This window comes from Streptomyces diastaticus subsp. diastaticus (assembly GCF_011170125.1).
Classification (GTDB): domain Bacteria; phylum Actinomycetota; class Actinomycetes; order Streptomycetales; family Streptomycetaceae; genus Streptomyces; species Streptomyces diastaticus.
On record NZ_BLLN01000003.1, the window covers coordinates 2,162,437 to 2,183,293 of the forward strand.

Annotated in this window: 18 protein-coding genes and 1 pseudogene; 7 read left to right on the forward strand and 12 right to left on the reverse strand. The window is 71.6% G+C overall.

Annotation, left to right across the window (positions count from 1 at the left end; translation table 11 throughout):
- Positions 1-17: 17 nt before the first annotated feature.
- From Sdia_RS17515 to Sdia_RS17530, 4 genes and pseudogenes are all read left to right on the forward strand, one after another.
- The gene (locus tag Sdia_RS17515; protein WP_189500624.1) at positions 18-983 is read left to right on the forward strand and encodes a FecCD family ABC transporter permease; all 966 of its coding nucleotides are present in this window, start codon (positions 18-20) and stop codon (positions 981-983) included.
- The gene (locus tag Sdia_RS17520) at positions 980-1,831 is read left to right on the forward strand and encodes an ABC transporter ATP-binding protein (protein WP_189500623.1); all 852 of its coding nucleotides are present in this window, start codon (positions 980-982) and stop codon (positions 1,829-1,831) included. The genes Sdia_RS17515 and Sdia_RS17520 overlap by 4 nt, the downstream gene beginning before the upstream one ends.
- A gap of 152 nt (positions 1,832-1,983) precedes the next feature.
- A pseudogene (locus tag Sdia_RS17525) lies at positions 1,984-2,739 on the forward strand (transposase family protein).
- Positions 2,740-2,757: 18 nt separating this feature from the next.
- On the forward strand, positions 2,758-3,459 hold the full coding sequence (locus Sdia_RS17530; protein ID WP_189500622.1) for a PIG-L deacetylase family protein: 702 nt from the start codon (positions 2,758-2,760) through the stop codon (positions 3,457-3,459).
- On the opposite strand, the gene Sdia_RS17535 is transcribed toward Sdia_RS17530, so the two are convergent.
- Positions 3,410-3,886 carry an NUDIX hydrolase gene (locus Sdia_RS17535; protein WP_189500621.1) on the reverse strand — a complete coding sequence of 159 codons (477 nt, stop codon included), beginning with the start codon at positions 3,884-3,886 and terminating at the stop codon, positions 3,410-3,412. The two genes, Sdia_RS17530 and Sdia_RS17535, sit on opposite strands and share 50 nt — an antisense overlap.
- A 171-nt stretch (positions 3,887-4,057) precedes the next feature.
- Here Sdia_RS17535 and Sdia_RS17540 point away from each other — a divergent pair, with 171 nt between their 5' ends.
- Positions 4,058-5,452: an NsdA family TPR-like regulatory protein gene (locus tag Sdia_RS17540; protein WP_189500620.1), complete on the forward strand. Its 1,395-nt coding sequence runs from the start codon at positions 4,058-4,060 to the stop codon at positions 5,450-5,452.
- Positions 5,449-5,976 carry a GNAT family N-acetyltransferase gene (locus Sdia_RS17545; RefSeq protein ID WP_189500619.1) on the forward strand — a complete coding sequence of 176 codons (528 nt, stop codon included), beginning with the start codon at positions 5,449-5,451 and terminating at the stop codon, positions 5,974-5,976. The genes Sdia_RS17540 and Sdia_RS17545 overlap by 4 nt, the downstream gene beginning before the upstream one ends.
- Positions 5,977-5,984: 8 nt before the next feature.
- Here the strand turns inward: Sdia_RS17545 and Sdia_RS30895 are convergent, their stop codons facing one another.
- The 10 genes from Sdia_RS30895 to Sdia_RS17595 all read right to left on the reverse strand — a co-directional run bounded on the left by Sdia_RS30895 (position 5,985) and on the right by Sdia_RS17595 (position 18,036).
- Positions 5,985-6,518 carry a GFA family protein gene (locus Sdia_RS30895; RefSeq protein ID WP_189500618.1) on the reverse strand — a complete coding sequence of 178 codons (534 nt, stop codon included), beginning with the start codon at positions 6,516-6,518 and terminating at the stop codon, positions 5,985-5,987.
- A gap of 51 nt (positions 6,519-6,569) precedes the next feature.
- Positions 6,570-6,767 carry a hypothetical protein gene (locus tag Sdia_RS17555; protein WP_191835354.1) on the reverse strand — a complete coding sequence of 66 codons (198 nt, stop codon included), beginning with the start codon at positions 6,765-6,767 and terminating at the stop codon, positions 6,570-6,572.
- A 2-nt stretch (positions 6,768-6,769) separates the two neighbouring features.
- Positions 6,770-9,145 carry a methyltransferase, FxLD system gene (gene fxlM, locus Sdia_RS17560; RefSeq protein WP_189500616.1) on the reverse strand — a complete coding sequence of 792 codons (2,376 nt, stop codon included), beginning with the start codon at positions 9,143-9,145 and terminating at the stop codon, positions 6,770-6,772.
- A 31-nt stretch (positions 9,146-9,176) separates the two neighbouring features.
- Entirely contained in the window at positions 9,177-10,559 is a 1,383-nt protein-coding gene (locus Sdia_RS17565) for a phosphotransferase (RefSeq protein ID WP_189500615.1), read from the reverse strand.
- A complete protein-coding gene (locus Sdia_RS17570; protein ID WP_189500614.1) occupies positions 10,556-11,407 on the reverse strand; it encodes a class I SAM-dependent methyltransferase in 852 nt (283 codons plus the stop codon). Before Sdia_RS17570 ends, Sdia_RS17565 begins: the two co-directional genes overlap by 4 nt.
- Positions 11,404-12,657, reverse strand: coding sequence for a methyltransferase domain-containing protein (locus Sdia_RS17575; RefSeq protein ID WP_229831633.1), 1,254 nt, complete (start codon positions 12,655-12,657; stop codon positions 11,404-11,406). The genes Sdia_RS17570 and Sdia_RS17575 overlap by 4 nt, the downstream gene beginning before the upstream one ends.
- A gap of 62 nt (positions 12,658-12,719) precedes the next feature.
- Positions 12,720-14,093 carry an MFS transporter gene (locus tag Sdia_RS17580; protein ID WP_189500613.1) on the reverse strand — a complete coding sequence of 458 codons (1,374 nt, stop codon included), beginning with the start codon at positions 14,091-14,093 and terminating at the stop codon, positions 12,720-12,722.
- Positions 14,094-14,195: 102 nt separating this feature from the next.
- Entirely contained in the window at positions 14,196-15,665 is a 1,470-nt protein-coding gene (locus Sdia_RS17585) for an NUDIX hydrolase (RefSeq protein ID WP_189500612.1), read from the reverse strand.
- A 449-nt stretch (positions 15,666-16,114) separates the two neighbouring features.
- Positions 16,115-16,984: an endonuclease/exonuclease/phosphatase family protein gene (locus Sdia_RS17590; protein WP_189500611.1), complete on the reverse strand. Its 870-nt coding sequence runs from the start codon at positions 16,982-16,984 to the stop codon at positions 16,115-16,117.
- Complete coding sequence (locus Sdia_RS17595; RefSeq protein ID WP_229831632.1) at positions 16,981-18,036, reverse strand: aldo/keto reductase; 1,056 nt, start codon at positions 18,034-18,036, stop codon at positions 16,981-16,983. Before Sdia_RS17595 ends, Sdia_RS17590 begins: the two co-directional genes overlap by 4 nt.
- A gap of 152 nt (positions 18,037-18,188) precedes the next feature.
- Here Sdia_RS17595 and Sdia_RS17600 point away from each other — a divergent pair, with 152 nt between their 5' ends.
- Positions 18,189-18,776 (forward strand): hypothetical protein, encoded by a 588-nt coding sequence (locus Sdia_RS17600; protein WP_262417699.1) that lies wholly within the window; start codon positions 18,189-18,191, stop codon positions 18,774-18,776.
- Between the two features lie 64 nt (positions 18,777-18,840).
- Here Sdia_RS17600 and Sdia_RS17605 read toward each other — a convergent pair whose 3' ends face one another.
- Positions 18,841-20,811: a B12-binding domain-containing radical SAM protein gene (locus Sdia_RS17605; protein WP_229831630.1), complete on the reverse strand. Its 1,971-nt coding sequence runs from the start codon at positions 20,809-20,811 to the stop codon at positions 18,841-18,843.
- Positions 20,812-20,857 lie beyond the last annotated feature (46 nt).

The window sequence follows — 20,857 nt, forward strand, 5'->3', positions numbered from 1 at the left end:
CGGCCCTCGCGGGTGCCATGATCACGGCGATCAGTATCGGCGCGGTGACCGTACCGGTCGCCGACGTCTGGAACGTTGTGGCCCATCACCTCACCTGGCAGGGAGCCACTGACGATCCGGCACTGGACCAGATCGTGTGGAACTTCCGTACACCCCGCGTCCTACTCGCCGCCCTCGCCGGTGCCGGGCTGGCGGTCGCCGGCGCCGTCCTCCAGACCCTCGTCGCCAACCCTCTGGCCGACCCGACGGTGCTCGGCTTCTCCTACGGGGCCTCCTTCGGCGCGGTCCTGGTCATCACCCTGGGCGGGATCGGCATCGGCGGCGTGGGAGTGGCGGGAGCTGCCTTCATGGGCGCTCTCGCCACCGGGGCGGTGGTCTTCGCCCTGGGCCGCCGCCGGGGGCGCCTGGCCCCTACCCGCCTCGTGCTCGCCGGTGTCGCGGTGGGCTACGTGCTGCTCTCGGCCACCAGCTTCGTCCAACTCTGGGCCACCCCTACCGAGCTGCGCACGGTGATGTTCTGGATGCTCGGCAGCGTCGCCGGAGCCCAATGGGACCAACTGCCCGTCGTCGCGGCCATCGTCCTGACCTGTACCGCCCTGCTCGGCCTCTTCGGAGGGCGTCTCAACGCCCTCCTCGCCGGTGACGAGTCAGCCACCGCACTGGGCGTGGACGTCGACCGCCTGCGTGCCGTCCTGCTGGTCATCACCGCCCTGCTCACCGGCTCCGTCATCGCGGTGGCCGGCGGTATCGGCTTCGTCGGGCTGATGATCCCTCACCTTGTACGCCTCACCCTCGGTGCCGACCACCGGCGTCTGCTCCCGCTCACAGCCCTTCTGGGGGCCGTCTACCTCGTCCTCGTCGACCTTCTCTCCCGTACTCTCATCCGCCCCAACGAACTGCCGCTCGGCATCCTCACCGCACTCCTCGGCGCCCCGTTCTTCATCTGGCTGCTGCGCCGGAACAAGGGCTTGGACACCACATGAAGCTCACTGTCGACCAGGTACACGTCGAACTGGAGGGCACCCCCGTCCTCCAAGGGGTCGACCTGGAAGTCCTGCCCGGGTCCGTGGTGGGGCTCGTCGGCCCCAACGGAAGCGGGAAGTCCACTCTCCTCCGCGCGGTGTACCGGTCGCTGCGGCCCACCCGGGGCGTCGTCAGAGTGGGGGAGGACGATGTCTGGCGACTGGCTCCGCGCACTGCCGCCCGCCGGACCGCCGCCGTGCTCCAAGACGCGGCCGGAGGCAGCGGAGGCCTGTCGGTGAGGGAGATCGTGGAGCTGGGACGCACACCGCACCACGGGCTGATCAGCCGCGAGAGTACGTCAGACCGGCAGGCGGTCTCGGACGCCATCGACCGCTGCGGAATCAGCCCCTTCGCGACGAGAGAGTACGCCTCCCTCTCCGGAGGGGAACGCCAACGCGTGCTGCTGGCCCGCGCGCTGGCTCAGCAGCCGCGCCTGCTGGTCCTCGACGAGCTGACCAACCACCTCGACATCCGGGCTCGTTTCGAACTCCTCGACCTCATCCGAGCCACGGGGGTGAGCACCCTCGCCGTTCTCCACGATCTCGACCTCGCCGCACGGCTCTGCGATCTGATCGTCGTCCTCGACCACGGACGGGCAGTGGCGGCAGGGCCGGTCCTCGACGTCCTCACTCCCGAGGTGATGCGTGAGGTGTTCGGCGTCGAGGCGTCCACGGCACGGCACGACGACGGCGTGGTGCGGATCGCCTACGCGGCCAGCCCCCTTGCCGGGTCCGTGGCAGGCGCGGCCTGCCGCGGGCCGGCCCGACGGGTGACGGACAGCGGCACGGTCGATTCGGCGGGACGCTGATACTTCCCGGACAGCGGATTACGGGAAACACTGAGCCTTTTCCAACCTGACTGTGGCCGTGAGGTGCTGGAGGTTGCCAGCTGTACAGAACGACGAAGCTCCTGGTAGACGGGTTCTCGACCAAGATCACCCGTGTCCGCCAGGAGCTTCGCTTGCTTGTCTACCCTTCGTCGATCGATCTGTCCAGCGGCACCCTGAGCTACCTGAGCACGCGGCTCCGTGGCCGGCGGCGAGAGATCGGGACCCGGTGGCGACGGCTGCCTGTAGGCCGTCAGGCCCTGCTGGCCCTCGCCCACCTGCGGTGCGGGGACACCTACGCGCGGCTTGCCGCCGGATTCGGCATCGGCGTCGCGACCGTGTACCGGTATATACGTGAGGTGATCGACCTCCTGGCCGCCGTCGCGCCGACCCTGACCGAGGCGATGAAGACCGTACGGGCGAAAGCCTTCGTGATCCTGGACGGCACCCTGCTGCCGATCGACCGGATCGCTGCCGACACCCCGTACTAGTCTGGGAAACACAAACGCCACGGCATGAACATCCAGGTCCTCACCGACCCGTTCGGCCGACTGCTGTGGGCCTCGCCGGCATTGCCCGGCTCGACCCATGACCTGACAGCCGCCCGGCGCCACGGCATCATCGACGCGCTCTTCGAGGCCGACGTGAAGTGCTGGGCGCACAAGGCTTACCAGGGCGCCGGGCCTCCGGTCCGGGTGCCGTTCAGGGGCCGTCGGCTCAAACGCTGGAAGCGGCGACACAACAGCACCCACGCCACGATCCGCTGCCTCGGCGAACAGGCCATGGCCACCCTGAAGGGCTGGCGCCTTCTGCGGAAGCTCCGCAGCAGCACCAACCGGATCACCGACATCGTGAAGACCGTCGTCGTCCTTCACCACGCCTCAACCTGAGGTTGGAAAAGGCTCACTGTGCTGGCCGTCGCCGCCCACGCCGACGACGAGACCCTGGGCGCCGGCGGCACGCTCGCCGAGCACGCCGCCGCCGGGGACCGGGTACGGATCCTGGTGCTCAGCGCCAGCTCCACCAGCCGCCCCGGCCACGACCCCGATCAGGACGTCGCCCATCGCAGCGCCTGCGTCCACCGGGCCGCCGCCCTCTACAACGCCCAGGCCGAGATCGCCACCTTCGACGACAACGCCTTCGACACCGTGCCCCGGCTGAAGATCACCCAGGCCATCGAGAACGCCGTCCGGACCTGGCAGCCCGACATCGTCTACACCCACAGCAGCGCCGACCTGTCCCTGGACCACCGCATCACCGCCGAGGCCGTCGCCGCGGCCACCCGGCCCCAGCCCGGCTGCCGGGTCACCACGGTCCTTGCCTGGGAAGTCCGATCCGCCACCGAATGGGACGAACGGCCCTTCCAGCCGACCTGGTTCCAGCCCCTCACTCCCCGCGCGCTGGCCGTCAAGGAGAAGGCCCTGGAGGTGTACGCCACGGAGATGCGGCCCTGGCCGCACACCCGCTCCCCGGAAGCGGTACTGGCCGCAGCCCGGCTACGCGGGGCCCAGATCGGCCACGACGCCGCGGAAGCGTTCGAGGTACTGCGGCACACCGTCCTCACCCCGGCCGGAACCACGCCCGCTCCCGCTCCTCCAGGCCGAGCCTGAGCAACTCGCCGGTCCGCGCCCGCATCGGCGGCAACGCGTCCACCAGGAACCAGCCGACCTCCAGCGACTCGTCGTCCGCGGCCCGGGCCACCTGGCCCCGGCCGTCCGGACGGCACGCAAAGACCAGCTCCAAGTATTGCGCCCGGTGTCCGTTGGTGTGCACCACCGGCGGGGAGACCGTCACCCCGGCGAGGCGCTCGACCACCACCCGGATCCCGGTCTCCTCCGCCACCTCGCGCACCACTCCGGCCGCCGGCTCCTCGCCCGGGTCGAGGATGCCGCTCAGGATCGACCAGTCCCCGGTGTCGGAGCGACGGTGCAGCAGCACCCGCTCCTCGTCGAGGACGACCGCGTTCACCCCCGGCAGCCAGAGCCGGTGGTCAGGGCCCACAAAGGAGCGGAGTTCGGCAACGTACGCAGGAATCATGAAAGCCACCGTGGGACGTGAAGGAACAGGAGAAACGGCATCGTCCCAGCCCACCACCCCCAACCCGGCACCCGGCAGACGCCCGGGCCGTGAAGGACGTGAAGCAGGCACCGGAAGCGTGAAATCCCGTGAAACCTCCCAGAGATACCGCTTGTGACCTACCGTCATGGCGTGGTGACTGATCTCGTCCCCTCGCCCGTGCTCGCCGACGCCCTGGACCGCGCCAAGTGGTCGGCCCGCGAGCTGGTGAAAGCCATCAACCCGCGGCTGAACGCCATGGGCCAGCCTCCGGTAGACCTGACCGCGGGCTACAAGTGGCTGCGCGGACACCGGCCCCGCTCCGCCGCTGTGCGCGACGTCGTCGCGGTCGTCCTGACCGAGGCGACAGGCCTGCGCTACACCTCCGCGCAACTGTGGGGCCTCGACCAACCCACTACAGAGAGCGCCGAGACCGAAGACCTGCTCGGCCCCCTGCCACTCGAACACGTCCTGCGCACCGCGTCCGAGTGGACCAGCGGCGCCGTCGAACCCGCACTCGTCCACTCAGCCGCCGCCGAACACCTCACCGCGGCCGTCTGGGACGCCACCCGCCAAGCCCCCGCCCCTCCCACCCCCGGCCTGGGCGATGGCAACTACGTCGCCCCCGAGTTCGTCGACATGCTCTTCGAGCAGCTCGCCGCACTGCGCCGCCTCGACGACCGCACCGGCGGCGGCCCCCTGAGCCAGCGCCAGGCCCGCATCGCCCTGCACGAGTCCCTGACCCTCATCCACACCGGCCGCTACACCGCGGCCACCGGCAACCGGCTCCTCCGGTACGCCGCCAGCGCCGCCCAACTCGCCGGATGGATGAGCTTCGACGCGGGCCTCGACCCCGCCGGCCACCGCTACCAGCTCCTGGCCATTCGGATCGCGCGTGCCGCCGACGACACCACCACCGTCTCCAGCGCCCTCGGCATGCTCGCCTACCAGCACGCCGCTGGCAGCAACCCGCGCCTGGCCCTGCGCTTCGCCCACGCCGCGGTTGAACACTCCGCCAAGGCCGTCCCACTGGTCCAGGCCCGGGTGTGGGGGCGTCTCGCCACCGCCCAGGCCGCCGCCGGAGACCTGGAGGCCTTCCGTCGGGCGACCGACCGATGCCGGCAGCTGATCGGCCAACGACACAGCGACGACCCGCCCTCCCTCTACTACTTCACCCCCCAGCAGGTCGATGCCGAGTCGGGCCAGGTGCTTGTCGACCTCGCTGGCCACACCCGCGGGCGGCGTTCCCTCCTGCTCCAGGAAGCTGCTCAGCTCCTGAACCCGACCGCCGCCCAGGGAACGGCCACCGGCTACCGCCGCTCCGGCCTGCTGCACGGAATCCACCTCGTCCGCGCCAGCGTCGGGGCCAGGGACACCGAAGCCACCGCCCACTGGATCACCGCCCTGACCACCACCCTCCCGCAGGTCCAGTCCATCCGATGCCGCACCCTCCTCACCGGAGTCCGCACAGCTGCCGGCCGGCAACTGCGCGCCGCCGGACACAGTGATGCGCTGGACGCCCTCCGCACGGCACTATCGACACCATGACCTCGCTGCTCCAGGCCGCCCCCGAGTGGACGCTCACCGCCGTCCCTTACGGCAGCCCAGACGCCCGCGCCCTCGCCCAAGCCCTCCACCAGGAGCAGCTGGCCACCTACGGCACCGCCGACGACCCGGAAGCCACGGAGGACGCGGAGTTCGACGCCCCCCACGGTCTGTTCCTCGTCGCCCGGCTCGGGGACGGGCCGGCACTGGCCTGCGGGGGCTGGCGCACCCTGACCACCTCGGCCGCCGAGATCAAACGGATGTACGTGGCGCCGCCCGCTCGCGGGCAGGGACTCGGGCGCAGGATCCTCGCCGCTCTGGAACAGGACATGCTCGGCCGCGGCCCCACCGAGATCCTGCTGGAAACCGGCATACGCAACGTCGCCGCCCTCGGCCTGTATGCCGCGTGCGGCTACGAGCCGATCCACTCGTACGTCCCTGGCCGCAACCCCGAGATCAACCGGGCACTGAGGAAGGCCATCCGGCAGCAGCCGGCGCCCCACCCCCACACCGGCCTGCTCGTGTAGCACGCGCCTCAGGCCCAGGATCCGGTGCGGGGTGCGGGGTGCGGGGTGCGGGGTGCGGGTGCGAGGGTGATGTGCAACCACGGCACGGCGTGCTCGCGGAAGGAGTGGCCCAGTGGTTCGATGCCGCTCTGGTCAGCGAGGCTGAACCCGGTGACCATGGCCATGTCGGAGTCGTTGGCGATGGACACGAGCTGCGATCCGCAGGCGGGACAGAAGCCGCAGCGAAGGGCGGGGTAGGGGTACCACCAGTTCGGCTCACCGCCGGAGCCAGTCCAGATCAGCGAGTCCTTGGGGAAGCCCACCCACAGCACGGCGGGCCCCCCGGACACTCGAGTTTCTCGCTCACAGGAGCACAAGTGTGGATCGTCCGGAATGCCGCTGACCTGGTAGGAAACGTGGCCGCACGCGCAGTGCCCTGCCCGGACCGGCTCCTGGGGACCGGTGGTGGATGCGGTGTTCGGCGACAGGCTGTTGGCAAGCTCGGGTGGCAGCGGCGAAGTGGGCGCGGGCGGCTTGCCGACAGCAGGCGATGAGCTGGTCATGGGAGTCCTCGCTTCGAGATGGGCCGACCCTCCTGGGGCGGGCAGGGACTGTCAGAGGGCGAACGTCTCGAGGGCCGGTTCGGTGATGGGCTGGCGTACGGCCGGGCCGGTATGCCACCCCCATACCTCCGGCCCCGATGCGGACACCCGGAACTGCTTGGCGGCGGCCGCGTGCGCGCGACGCATCCGGTCGGACTCGTCGCGCTCCGACGGGGCGACGAACGCTGCCTGTCGCAAGGTCCGTTCCACCGTCACACCCTCTCCGCCACGGCGTCGGCCACAGGACGTTCAACGGGACCGGGCAGCACCATGTCACGCCCCGGCCACTGGAACACCATCCGGCAGTTCACCTTGTCCAGGACGTCACCGGCGGGCAGCGCATCGTCGGGCGTGCCGGCCGGGTGGACCGTCAGGACGGGATCGGCGTGCTCGTCGTTGGCCTCGGCGCGGATGTGCCGGTCCCAGGCCAGCACCGTGGCCACCAGCCGCTGGGCGAGCTCGGGCCCCTGCTCGCCGAAGGCGTACGCGAACCACTCCCACTCCTTGTCTTCCCGGCGGCCGCTGTCCTTGGTCTGGACGTGGATCAGGTAAGCCAGCGAGGACCCGCAGAGGATCGCGGGGGCGTTGCGGTCCTTCGCGATGCCGGTCACAGCCTCGGCGGACTCCTGGTGGACGGCCAGCCGACAGAAGCCCGGCGCGGTGGTGGCCGCGAACAGTTGAAGGGAGCCGAAGTAGGAGTTCGTCGCACCCATGGTCACGCCGGTCGCGACCTCGTGCCGCCGCCCGCGCAGCGCCTCCTCCAGGCCCTCCGTGCGAGGGACGGGACCGTCGTCGAAGCGCAGTGCCAGAGCTCCGTCGAGCAAGGGGGCAACCGGGGCGGGGCGGGCCTGCTGCCCCTGGTCGCGGACGAAGCCGCAGTAGGTGAAGCGACGGGCGTGCAGCACCTCGCCGCGCCGCTCGAACGCAATCGCCCTGGTGTAGCCGCCCATCTCCAGCGGCAGGACCAGCCGCCCGCCTTCGGCCAGCTGCTCACGCCAAGTCGGAGCAATGTCCCAGCAGTTGTAGGTGATCATGCTCCCGTCGAAGCCACCTCGGGGTACGAGGTGGGCGGGCGCGCCAAGGGCGGCGTCGGCCTCGCTGGCGGTGACGCGTCCGCTGCCGGCCTCCGTGAGGAAGGCCCGGGTTCGGCTGACGACCCACGGGTCGATGTCGACGCTCTCCACCCGCCCGCCGGGCCCGGCGGCGTGGGCGAGCAGCTCGGCGTTGTAGCCACCGGACCCCGCCTCGAACACGGTCGCCCCAGGCTGAAGGCGCAGACTCTCGATCATGTCGGCTTGGAGCCAGGCTGCGGACACCGAGCTGATGGCCGTCCCGGTCTCGTCGCGGCGGGTGATGACGGCCCGGTCGCCACCGTCGTACGCGTCCGCCAGGTTCACTTCCGGGGCGAACCGATGGCGGGGCACCGTGCGCAGCGCGTCGCGGACGGGCTCGGACGGGGCCCAGCCGCCGTCCATCACCGTCTGGGCCATCACCTGGCGCAGCCGGACGGCTTCACCCGGCTCACCCGGTACGGGCGGCCGATCGGCGGCGAGCGGGTAGGAGACCACAGGCGGCAGGTCCGGGATGACGCCGGGCCACACGCTGTCGATCGCGAGTGCGGCCGGGACGAAGACGTCCCCGACACAGGCGAGAGAGTGCAGGTCGACGAACTCCCAGCGGTCGAACTTGTCCGCCTCCGCAGTGGTCAGGGTCCCCGTCCACGTGGTGATGCGGACGACGGCCGTGAGCCGCGGAATGCCGTGGCTGTCATCGACCAGCATCGTCACCACGTGCGCATCGTCCGGGTCCGCGACCAGGCCCGTCTCCTCGGCGAGTTCGCGCACCGCGGCGGAGGCGAAGTCCTCCGGGCCGGTGGTCTTGCCGCCGGGCAGCTCGAGCATGCCGAGGCGGGAGCGGCCCAGCAGGACCCGGCCGCCGTCGTCGGTGACGACGGCGAGGGCGCCGGTCAGCGCGTGGCCGGTGGTCGGACGCTTCTCGACGGCTCGGGTGTCGCGGTGGCACGGCCCGCGCAGCACCAGGAAGGCCAGTCCGGCCGCGTCCAGCCGCTTCACCGTCGCCCATCCCGCGCCGAGCAGCGTGAGCTCGTCCTCGTCCAGGGCGATGTCGCGCTGCTCTGACGGGGTGTTCTCGACGGTCGGGGTGATGACGACGAGCGCGCCGCCCTCGCACAGCCGCTCGCCCAGCCCGTGAATGATCCGGCCGCGGTCCCTCACGAACGGGTACACCAGCCGCATCGTGATCAGGTCGTACCCCTCCTCGTGCAGCGGGGCCGGGTCGTCGCGTTCGATGTCCAGCTGCAGCCAGCGCACGCCCTCCACGTCGGCGTGCTCCTCGCGGGCCCGGGCGATCGCGCTGTCCGTGAAGTCGACGGCGTCCACGGTGTAGCCCATCCCGGCCAGGTGGGCGGCCAGTTCCCCGGTCCCGCAGCCCACGTCCAGGGCCCGGCCCCCGCCCTCGGGGACCGGGACGTGCTCGGCAAGGAGGTGCTGTTCGCGCTCACCGAGCCGGCGCCATCCCTTCCCCTTGCTGTAGTGCTGCTCCCACTCGTCGCGGGCTGTGTACGTCAACGTGCTGCTCCTCGTGGTGGGCGGGGCGGGGTCAGGGGCGTTGTGCGGTGCGCAGCCGGGCTAGGGTGCGCAGGCCGCGCTCCACCAGCTCGGGATCACCGTGGGCGGTGCCGTAGGAGATGCCGGAGACGGCATCGAGGATGGACAGGACCGTGAGCTGAGCTTCTTCCTCCGGGGTGAAGGGGCGGCCGTAGCCGTCCACCACGGCCTGGAAGAGGTCGGGTCGGCCGTGCCAGGCGTCGGAGAGCCGTACGAAGTCCCGTACGGCCGGGCCGTCTTCCGACCGCTCGAAATCGATCACGTACAGGGCTTCCGCGGACCCGTCCCAGCGCAGATTGCGCAGCTGGAAGTCGCCGTGCGTGGGCACCACGTCCACAGCGGGCAGATGGGCGGCCTTCTCGGCCATGGTGCGGATGAACTCCTCGTCCCCGGATGCGAGATGGGGCCGGGCTCCGTTGAGGTGCCGCTCCAGCTTTCCCAGGGGCAGCATGCCCTGGGCCGGCCGGGCCGGGGCGCTGTGGTGGATGGTCGCCGCGAGCTGCCCGATGCGGTGGAAGATGAGGCGCTGCTCCTCGGGCGGGTATGTGACGCCGTGCAGGGACCGGCCTCCCACCGCGGTGAGCACGACGGCCCGCAGCGTGGGGTCGGCGGCCACCAGTCGGGGTGTGGCCGCTCCGAGGCCGGAGACCCAGCTACGAAGGGCGTCCACTTCACGCTGGTGGAAGCAGTCGTTCTGGTGGATCTTGACGTACCACTCGCCGCCCTCGGCGCCGCGCGCCCGCCATACGCGGCTCTCCTCCCGCGGCCAGGACACGTCCGTCCACGCGGTGATCCGGCCGACCGCCTGCGCGGTGAACGCGCGCACCGCCGGCTCCGGGACCGCGCCGCGCGCGGCGGGTTCAGGGAGAAGGAGCAACCGGTCGACTGACCGGTCGTAGGCGATCGGGTCGCCGGGCTCCTGGAAGTGCACGGCCATCCGCGCGCCGGCCCGGTAGGCATCCAGCCCGGCCCGGCAGTACGCCACCGTCGGCTCTGGCAGGGCGTCGAAGGAGAACCACCCCATGGCGTCGCACACATGGTGCTCCATGACCTCCGGAGTGCCCTCCCACCGCTTCACCTCGAAGAACACCCCGACTCGTGCTCCGCCAGCGGGGGCACGGTGGTGCACGGTGACGGCCGCCCGGACGTCTGCCGGGTCGATGACGACGCCGGACTCCTCCCGGGCCTCGCGCACCAGGGCGGTGACCATGTCCTCCCACGGGCCGTCCAGATGCCCGGACACGAGGTGCCAGCAGCCCGGCGCGTACACGTCACCGGCCCGCCTAGACAGCAGCACCTCGGGCCCGTCCTCGCCGTCGCGCACGGCGATCAGGTGGACGTCGAGCGGCTCGGTGTGCCGCTGGGTGCTGCTCACGCGTCACCGCCGGGGCGGCGCGCGAGCAGCACGGTGAACACCGCGTCCTCCTTCAGGACGCCGCCGCCGGCATGGTCCTGGAGCAGGCGGAGAGCGGCGGCCTCGAACTCGGGGTGGTGGCCGGCGAACAGGAGGGGGCGGGCGAAGCTGGTGGTGCATAGGTAGCCGATCACGTCCTCGGGCGTCCAGGTGCGGGCGACGGGGAAGCTGTGCTCGGTCACTGCGCTGAACGCGGAGTCGGCCAGATCGTCTTCGTAGGGGCGGTCCGGTTCGGCGTATGTGCCGTGGGGGCCCGCGCGCCGGTCTTCGCCGAGGTAGCGCTGGATCAGTGCCCGAAGGGCGGCCGTCCAGTTGGCCTCATGGGTCCAGAGGCTTCCGTCGCCCATGATCGCCACGACAGCGTGCGGCGCGGCCACCTGGTCGGCCAAGGACAGGACCTCCGGGCGGGACATCCAGTGGAAGGACCGCGAGCAGGTGATCAGGGTGGGCGCCCGGCCGGGCACGGCGGGCGCGAAGTCGTGGGCGGCGCCGGTAAACACGTCGACCGTGCACGCTCCGCGGACCGGTTCGACCGCGGCGCGAGCCGCCTCCAGCATCGAGGCGTTCACGTCGACCAGGTATACGTGCGCCAGTCGGCGCAGAACGGGTAGCAGCGCTCGGGGCACCTGGCCGGTGCCGGTCCCCAGGTCCAGGAGGACGGGGGTGGGCACACCGTGCTGGGCGGCGGCCAGGAGGTGAATTACGGCGTCCGGGAGGCCGGGACGGTAGCGGGCGTAGTCGGCGGCCTCGGGTCCGAACAGGGCATCGTCCGAAACTGCCGCAGAGGCCGGCTGGTCGGGGCGGGTCATCGTGCGTCTCCAGTCTCGCCAGGGGAAAGCTGCCAGGTCAGTGCGCCGTTCGGGCTGGTGGCTCGCTGGCTGCCGTCGGCGTCGAACTGGAGCCGGAAGACGTCCGGTTCGCCGGCCGCCCGCCACCGGCCGGTGACATCCTGGATCTCCGCCCAGATGTCCCGCGGCCCCGACGTCGTCACGTCCCACCGGCGGCGGCCGACAGGTCGCACGCGCATCCACGACCCGCACTCAGGCGCGCCGATCGTCAGGTCCTCGGCGCCGAAGTCACGTACCAGGCCCGGATACAGGCGGTCCAGGGCCAGCCACATGCCGCGTGCCGTGTCGGGCGGTGGCGCGATCATGCTGCGCTGCGTCCATCCGTCGGCCGTGGCGATCTCCGCGCGGAAGGCGGCGGACAGGAACAGCCGGTCAAAGCCGGCACCGGCCCGGTGCCCGAACTCGACCGCCCGCAGCTGGGCCTCCACGCTCCCATCCCGCCGCCGTTCGATTACGGCCAGGCCCGGCCACGACGGCGATGACGTCCCGAGCGTCATCAGCGCGCGCCCGGCCGGCGTCAGCTGCTCCACCAGAGCCTGCGGAACGTGGCGGACGGCGAAGGAGACGAAGATCCGGTCGTACGGGGCGGCGTCGGTCCATTCGGCGGTGCCGTCCCCGGTCACCGTGGCCGGCCGGTAGCCGAGGGCGGACAGCCGCTCGCGGGCGGCCGCGGTGACGTGTGGGTCGATGTCGAGGGTGACGACGCCCTTGTCGCCGCACACGAAGCAGGCCGCCGCCGCGGTTACCCCGGCGCCCGTCCCCACATCCAGCATCCGTTGGCCGGGCCGTAGGTCCAGCTGCTGCAGCAGGTCTGCGGTCAGGCTCATCGTGCTCGACATGGCGGTGATCGCGCCCCTGCGGCGCGGTCCGGGAGGTCGGCCGAGGATCGGTTCGCCGTCGTGCTGGATCGAGACGCTGTCCCCGCTGTGCAGCCGCTCCAGCAGCTCCTTCCGGTCGGCCGGACGGGAGAAGTCCAGCAGATCCCACCACGGCGGCGTCTCGTCGGGGGCGCTGCGCCGCACGTACGCCTGGGGCATCAGGATCTGGCGCGGCAGCGCGAGCAGCGCCTCTCGCACCGGTCCTGGGCCGAGCACTCCGCATTCCTCGAGCCGGTCGACCATCGCCGCCCGGGCCGCCACAGCCTCCCCGGTGTCGGCGCTGTGCTGGGCCGGCTGGAGAGGCGCGGCGGGTGCAGTGGGGTCGCTCAGCACGGTGCACTCCAGGGGATCGGGTGAGGGAGCAGCGGGTGGCACCGGCGAGTTCGGCACCTGGTTCACGAGGCATTGCCTCCGAGTGCGCGCTCGTGCCGCGCGTCGTCCGTGCGCGTCGGAGAGGGCACGGCCGGAGGGGACGTCTGGTCCGCGGGCGGCGTCGACAGAGAGTCGGCAGGCGGGTCCGGCATCTGCCGTAAGGCGCGGATCGGGGAGCGGGCGAGGACGACGAGCGGGATCAGCAGCAGGAAGGCCCCGGCGGTCAGGGCAGGCCGGACACCGACCCACGTGCCCAAGGCGCCGGCGAGGAGCGCGGCCACGGGCCGGGCGCCGGACGTCAGCCAGGTGCTCACCGCCTGCATCCGCGCCTGCATCCCGGCCGTGGTGACGATCTGGCGGATGGATCGCTGGGTGGTACCCGCGGCGCCAGCGCAGGCGAGCTGCACGAAAAGCGCCACCCCGAGCGTGATCTGCCAGGCAAGGCCAGGAGAGGCGAGCAGCAGCGGGAGCTGGGTCACGGGGGTGATCGCGAGCGCGGCCAGCATCATCGACCCCGGCCCGTACCTGCGGGCCAACGCCGGGGCGGTGAGCGCTCCGGCAGCCGCGCCCAGCGCGCCGAAGCCCAGCACCACGCCGAACGCGGTCGCACTCATCGCCAGGGCCCTCAACAAGTACAGCGCCCAGAGGGTGTTGAGCAGCCCGAGGGCGAAGGAGGTCGTCGCGTTCACCAACGTCAGCGTCCATAGCCGGTCATCGCCGCGTACGTACCGAAGGCCCTCGGCGATCTCACCACGCAGCCGACGGGTCTCCGGGCGGACGCGGGCGGGTTCGGAGGTCTGGATGCGGGCGGTGCACACGGCGCTGATCAGGTAAGAGGCGACATCGCCGAGCAGGGCCCGGGCGGGACCGAGCAGCGCGGTCAGCGCGGCGCCGAGGTGGCTCCCGGCCGTCGCGGCGACCGCGAACAGCGCGCCGACCCGGCTGTTGCTCCGCTGGATCAACGACCGGTCGACGAGACTGGGCAGCAGGCTGATGGCCGCCGCGTCGTGGAGGACGCTCGCCGCCCCCTGCACCACGGCGACGATCATGAGCTGCGCGAGGGTGAGGGTGTCCAGCGCGGCCGCCACCGGCACGGTGGCGAGGACCGTCGCGCTCACCAGGTCACCAGCGATCATCTGCCGGCGCTTGGAGTGCCGGTCAGCGAGCGCGCCGGCGTGCAGGGCGAGCAGTGCGGGCGGGAGCTGTCCGAGGAACGCCAGCCAGGCGACCTGGGCGGTGCTCGCGTCCAGATGGAGCACGGCCAGCACCGGCAGCGCCATCTGCGTGATCGAGCTGCCGGTCACGCTCGCTGCCTGGCCGGTCAGGTACCGGCGGAAGTCCCGGTGCCGCCACAGCGACGTGCCGGCGGCGGCGAGGGGCTCAATGCAGGACGGCACGAGGTACCTCCCTCGGCTCCGCCAGAAGCCCCCGCAACACGTACCTGGGCTCGGCCTGGGCCCGCCGGCCGGGTCCGCTGCCGGTGAGTGTGCTCACCCTGCTCACCAGCCCAGCTGCGAGTAGGAGCGGCCTTCGGCGATGGCGGTGATGGCCGTGCGGGTGTAGGAGACGATCGGGTCCGGCAGTTCGTCCTGTGGCCACCACTGCCAGGTCAGGCACTTGTCGGACTCGCGCACCTTGGGAATGCCCTCCCAGCGGCGAGCCCGGAAGACGAGCTGCATCAGGGGCAGGCTGCCCGGGGCGTCGACGACGTGGACGACGTGGACGAGTTCTACGTCGGCGGGGTCGATGACCAGCCCTGCTTCCTCCCACGCCTCGCGCACCAGGCACGCGAGCGCGGGCTCCTGCTCGCACCGACCGGCCAGGTAGTGCCAGGTGTCGCCCGCGTATTTCGAGTCGGGATGCCGCAGACCGAGAAGCACTCGGCCTTCGGCGTCTTCGAGGTGGAGATGGACTCCGATGCCGTTCAGTACGGTCCGGCTGCCCCCGTCCCAGACGGGCGGGGCCGCGGTGGGCTGGTTGTCCGGGGGGTTCTCGGCCGCGTGCCGGCGAATCAGGTCCCGGGTGGCGAGGCTCAGGCGCAGCCGGTCCAGTTCGTCGGGCGTGAACCAGCGCAGCAGCACGCCCTCGTGCAGCGCGAGTCGGTCGGGGTTGCCGCGCCACCGGCCGGCGAACACCTGGACCGGGACACTGAGGCCGTCGATGCTGGTGGCGGCCTCCATGGCGTAGGGCTTCACGTCCTCGAGGCGGAGGCCGGGCACCTCTTCGGACAGCTCGCGCAGCAGGGTGCCTTGAAGGCTTTGGTCGTCGTGCGTGCGGCCGCCGCCGAGAAGGGCGAACGCTCCCGGCTCCCAGATGATGCCGGGCTTGTGGTCACGCAGATGAAGCAGGTACCGGCCGTTCCCGTCGTGGATCAGGGCGGAAGCGTTCACCGGCTCCGGCAGGCCGTCCAGGCCCGCCGCGAGGAGCTTGGCGCGCAGTGTCGGCGAGGTGACTTCAGGCTGCGGGAGCCACTGGGCGCCGGAGACCTCCTCGTCCTGCAGCGCGATCGTCGGCGGCTCCTCCCCGACGAGGTAGAAGACGTAGCGGACGTCGTAGTGGCGGTGGGCCGGTTCCCCTTTGGAGGGGCTGGCGTCGATGTCGTGGATGTCGATGTCGATCGGAGAACCGAGCAGCTGCCGGGTCAGGCACAGGGCGCCCGGCGGGATCCCGGCTTCTTCTGCCACCTCGCGCAGCGCCGCGGCAAGCAGTGTGCGGTCCTGGGGCTCGATGTGGCCGCCGGGGGCGAGCATGAGACCGCCGGTGGCCCGGTGCTGGATGTGCAGGACCCGGCCCTGCCGGTCGATGACGACGGCGCTGCACGTGACGTGCCCGGGCAGCGCCGTCCGGGCGGTTGCGTCGACGGGTCGGCCCAGCGTGGCGAGGAGCTCGGCCAGGGCGTCACGCTCGCCGGGGTGCCGGCCGAGGTACGCCTCGACGGTCTTGCGGATCGCGGTGGAGCTGGGTGGCATGGACGTCGTCTCGCCTTCGATGTCGGGGGAGGGCAGGCGGGGGAAGGAAGCTCCAGTGGTTCAGCTCGCCGTTCCGTTGCCGGACGGCTTGGCGCCTCGGGGGCCGGGTGCGCCGCCAGTCGACGGCGCGATCTCGTACTGGGGGGCCTCGGCGGTGCACACGCCCCGGTACAAGCCGCGCTTACGGGAGATCAGGTCCTCGTGGGCCTTGTCGCCGCCTGGTTCGATTGGCGTCCATGCGTTCCCCTCTCGTGGACGTGGCGGTGGCGTCGCCGTGCTCAACGACGCCGCACGATTTCGAGCACCTGTTCCTTTCGGACGCGTTGCGCGCCCTGTAATTCAGCGGTTCTCCGAGGGTGCGCAGTGCATCGACCCTTGCCACGCAAGGGCCTGCGGCTCGGGGGAGGTTGGCCGAAACGCCGACGTTCGATCGCTGCGGCGGCCGGCTGTTAGCCGGCCCCCGTCCCTGGGGCTTCACCCTGTTCGCCCGTGGTGGACGGCAGGCTCAGGCGCAGCGTCATGACCGCGTGGTCGGTCAGTCCCACTTCACGGGCTTCCTGGTGGTAGTCGCAGGCCAGGATGCGCTCGGCGTGGGGTGTGGAGACGAAGAGGTGGTCGAAGCGGAAGCCGTTGCCGCTGCGTCCGAACCAGGAGTGGTTGACCTCGTCGGGGTGGAGGTGGCGGAAGGCGTCGGTGAGGCCGGCGGCCTGGAAGGAGTCGTAGAAGTCGTACTCCCAGTTGCCGAACACCTTGTGCGGGGGTTGGTGGCCGCGCTCGATGACGTTGAGGTCCCCGGCCACGATGACGGGCATGTCCGGGAAGGCGGCGAGCAGCCGTGGCAGGCTCTCGGTGACTGCCTCCTGGAAGGCGCGCTTGGCGACGTTGCGCTGGTCCTTCGGGCCGCGGGAGGGCACGTACAGGCCCAGCACTCCGATGTCGTGGCCGCCGACGGTGACGCGGGCCGCCGGGGCGCGGTGGGGTGTGACGGTGACCGGGCTGAGGACGGTCCGGACGGCACTGGTGCGGCAGGCGATGACCGTGCGGTAGTCGGGCGTGGGCGGCTGGGGGGCGATCACGGTGGCGTACCCGCGCTCGGTGAGCGCGGTGACGAGGGCGTCGCCGCCCTGGGTGGAGGACACCTCGGTGAGGACGGCGATATCGGCGCCCTCCTGGCCGGCGATCCAGTGGGCCTGGCGGCGGGAGCGGTCCGGGGAGGCGTGCTGGGCGTTGAACAGCAGCAGCCGCACGGCGTCGGTGGCGGGCTGGTGGGCGGGCTCGTCGGTGGTGAGCAGGGGCAGCTGCTCGCGGGCGGGGTTCATCGGCCGGCTTCCTTCTCGTCCAGGAAGACCTCGCTGTTGGCGTCCAGGTTCTGCTGGAGGCGGCCGAGGGTGGCGCGGACGAAGGCGAGCTCGTCGTCGGTCAGCGGGGTGCCGACGGCGGTCAGGTTCGCTTCTACCTGCTCGGGGCGGGTGAAGCCGACGAGGACGGCGGCGTTCTCGGCTCGCTGGAGGCACACCTGGAGGGCGACGCGGGTCAGCGCGGCCGGGCTGTCGCCGAAGCGCTCGCGGAGCGGCCATAGGCCGTGGGAGATGATCCGCAGTGCCTCGGGGGTGAACCAGGCCTTTCGCAGCCGGTGGTCGCCGGGGGCGAAGACGGGCGGGTGGTCGGGGTCGTACTTGCCGGTGAGCAGGCCTTGGGCCAACGGTTTGTTGATCAGCACGCTGGCGCCGAGGGAGGCGGCGAGGGCGAAGACGTCCGGCCGGTCGGCGGCAGGTGGCGGGGTCAGGGCGTTGAAGCGGGCCGCGAGGTAGTCGGGGCGGATCTGCTCGGCGAGGTGGGCGAACCGGGCGTACTTGTCGCCGCGCTGGTCCTTGGCGACGGTGACCCGTTCGGTGGCGTGGCGGTGGGGGCCGCGCATCCCGACGGCGGTGACCAGGCCCTGGCGCTGGAAGTCGCGCATCTGGGCGACGGCCGTCTCCAGGTAGCGGGCCTCGGGCCCGAAGTCGGCGTTGTGGAAGAAGTAGATGTCCAGACGGTCGGTGCGCAGGTTCTCCAGGCTCGTCTCGAGCTGGCGGCGCATGGCCGAGGGCAGGTAGGCGTGCTGGGCGGTGCCGCGGTGGTAGCCGACCTTGGAGGACAGCACCACGGTGTCGCGGGGGACGGTGGCGGTGAAGTCGCCGATGATCCGCTCGGAGTGCCCGTGCCCGTACACGTCGGCGGTGTCGATGAGGTTCGCGCCGAGCTCGTAGGCCCTCTCCAGGCCGCGGCGGGAGGCGGCGTCGTCGGCCGTGCCCCAGCCCATCGGCAACCCGAGGTTGTTGTCGGCGCCGCCCACGGCCCAGGCGCCGATCCCGATCGGATGAACGGACAAGCCGCGGGCGAGTGTGCGGCGTGCGGGGGAAGTCGGAGCACTCACAGGAAGTACCTCTTACCTCTCAATTAGTAGCAAACATTGATGAATCGTGTGCGGGAGTGAGTATGGTGCCTCGCGTGACGACACAACCTCCCTTCACCGAACTTGACTTGAACGCGATCGCTGAGCGGCGCTGGGTCGACCGCTGCGACTTCACCGACGCCGAGTTCGACCGCGCCCGCACCTTCTACGAGGAGATGCGCGTCCACGACGACCGCCTGGAGCGGGTGCGCGCCGAAGCGGCCGCGATGATCACGGAGTGGACCGGGCACAAGCCGCGCGACGTCGGCTCCTTCGGCACCCGGCTGAACCTGGAGAGCTCCGACCTGGACCTGGGCATCGGCTACCCGGTCGAGGACCGCGACCGCCTGCGGGAGGTCCTGGCGCCCCACACCACGTTCCTGGGCGAGCGCAAGACCCGATTCTCCACCTCGCGGCTGGTGTTCTCCTTCACCCTGGACGGCATCGAGATCGACCTGAGCGCGCTGACGGTCGAGGACTACGCCGTCGCCTGCCGGATGCTCGACCAGATCGACACGACCATGACGCTGGACGAGCGCATCGCGCACACCTGGGTCAAGCACCTGCTGCGCAGCTCGGGCCGCACCGACGAGTACGCGACGTGGAAGCTGACGACGTACGCCCGCTTCTGCCCGGAGTTCAACTGGGTGCCGATCCCGGAGAAGACCGGCGCCTGAGCGCGGGGTGCCGGGCGCCCCGACCGCGACGCGGTTGCGGGGCGCCCGGGCCCTGGCCGGGCGTTCACGCACAGGACTCGCCCGCGTTGATCAGCTCCCAGCTCGTCGCCGCCGCCCACCGGCCGTGCTCCCGGGCGAGGGTGGCCGCGTGCTCACCGGACAGGTGCCGGCCGACCTCCGCCGCGGTGATGGCCATCCGGTCACGCAACAGCCCAGCCCGCGCCTGAAGCGCCGTCTCGATGCGCGCGGACAGGGCCGCCTCCTGCTCGGGCCGCTCGAGGTCGTACTGCTCGATGGCGCCGATCACGTCACCGAGGACCTCGTAGGCGGCGTCCTTCAGCACCACCCGCGCCTGCCGGACGGCGTGCCTGGGTGAGCCGTCGAGGACCTTCTCCAGGCTCTTGAAGGTGTAGTCGAGGGCGAAGTGGCGGTCCACCCACCGCTGCGTCCACCCGCTGGCGACGCCGATGCGCCAGTCCCGGTAGCGGCAGGCGACACGGCCCATGAGCGGCTCCGGCTGCCCGGTCAGCCCGGCGGCACTCGCCTGCCGAGTGTAGGCGGCGCCGATCAGGCACTCCATGCTGACGAGCATGTAGCTGATCCCGGTGTGCAGCGGCCGACCGGTGGTGTGCGCGGCCACCCACGCCTCGTCGCGTACGCCGCGGACGATCTCGCGCGCCCCCAGGCCGGGCTGGGGGCCCAGCAGCAGATCGGTGCGCCCCTGGAAGGCGTGGGTGGCCTTCAGCTCGTCCAGACTCATGAGCGGGTCGAAGGTTATGTACGTGTATCGGGTGGGGACGCCGAGCGCGGACAGGGTCCGGATCGCCAGGGCGTTCTGCTCGGCGGTCGTCTCCTTGTTGAAGCGGGTCAGGATCGAGTCGACGCCCGACTCCACGCCGAACAGCATCCGCCGAAGGCCCAGGTCGACCAGGGTGCGCCACATGCGGGCCCGCTCTACGTGCCACGCCTCGTCCTGGTCGGTGCGCACCGTCTGGTCGATGCGGCAGCTGGACTCCCAGGTGAACCCGGCCGCGTGCAGGGTGCGAGCGAGCTCCAGGACCCGGCTGACGGCGTCGTCGCCCGCGCCGATGATCTCCTCGTCGACCAGGTAGAGGGTGCGGGAGATGTCGGGGTGGCGGTCGAAGACCTGGCCCAGTTCGTCGAGGATCCACGGCAGCTTGCCGGGGGCGGCGCCGGCCCACAGGCCCTTGTGGCCGCGCGGGCAGAAGGAGCAGGTGTTGGTGCAGCCGCGGCTGGTCTCGAGCTGGGCCACACCGTGGTGGGCGAAGGTGGCCGGCAGCAGGTCGAGCTCGGGCAGGATGTCGCTGGCGGTGTCGCGGGCGACGGGCTTGGCGGTGCGGCGCCGGCCGATGGCCATGCCGCCGCCGCGGGCGGCACCGGTGTAGCCGATGCCGGGTATCTCCTGGCGCGGGATGTCGCCGTGCCAGTGGGCCAGGACACCCTCGATGGTGGCCTCGCCGCCGCCGCGGGCGACGAGCAGGTCGGGGTAGCGCTCCAGGAGCAGCCGTTCGTTGCGGGCGGTGAGGCTTCCGCCGGCCACCACCAGCGATGGGGTGGGCAGGGCGAAGGCAGCATCCAGGAGCTGGAGCATCAGGTCGTGCTGGCCGAACGTCGCCGAGATGCCGACGATGTCCGGCGCCTGGGTGGTGAGCTGCTTGAGCAGGTCCTCCAGCGTGACGCCTAACTGCATGTCGAACAGGGTGACCGTGCCCATCAGCGTGGAGCGGGCCGCGCGGGCCACGTCGCTGATCCCCAGGGGGAAGCGCGGCAGCGGAAAGAACTCCGGGTGGTACAGGGCCATCAGGTGCACGTCCGGCCGGGTCAGCCGGTACACGGCGGTCTCGGTCAGCTCGGCGTGCGACAGCCAGGAATCCGGCGTGTCCAGCCGGACGTGCCCCTCGCTCCACCGCGGCCAGTGGCGGGAGGCGTGCTCGGCGCCGGAGAGGTCGGCCGCGACCCACCCGCCGCTCGGGCGTTCCAGGAGCAGCAGGCGCCGGTCCAGGGTGCCGCTCACCCTCACTCGCCCCGGCGCGCCGTCCAGGTATGCCTCCAGGCGGGTG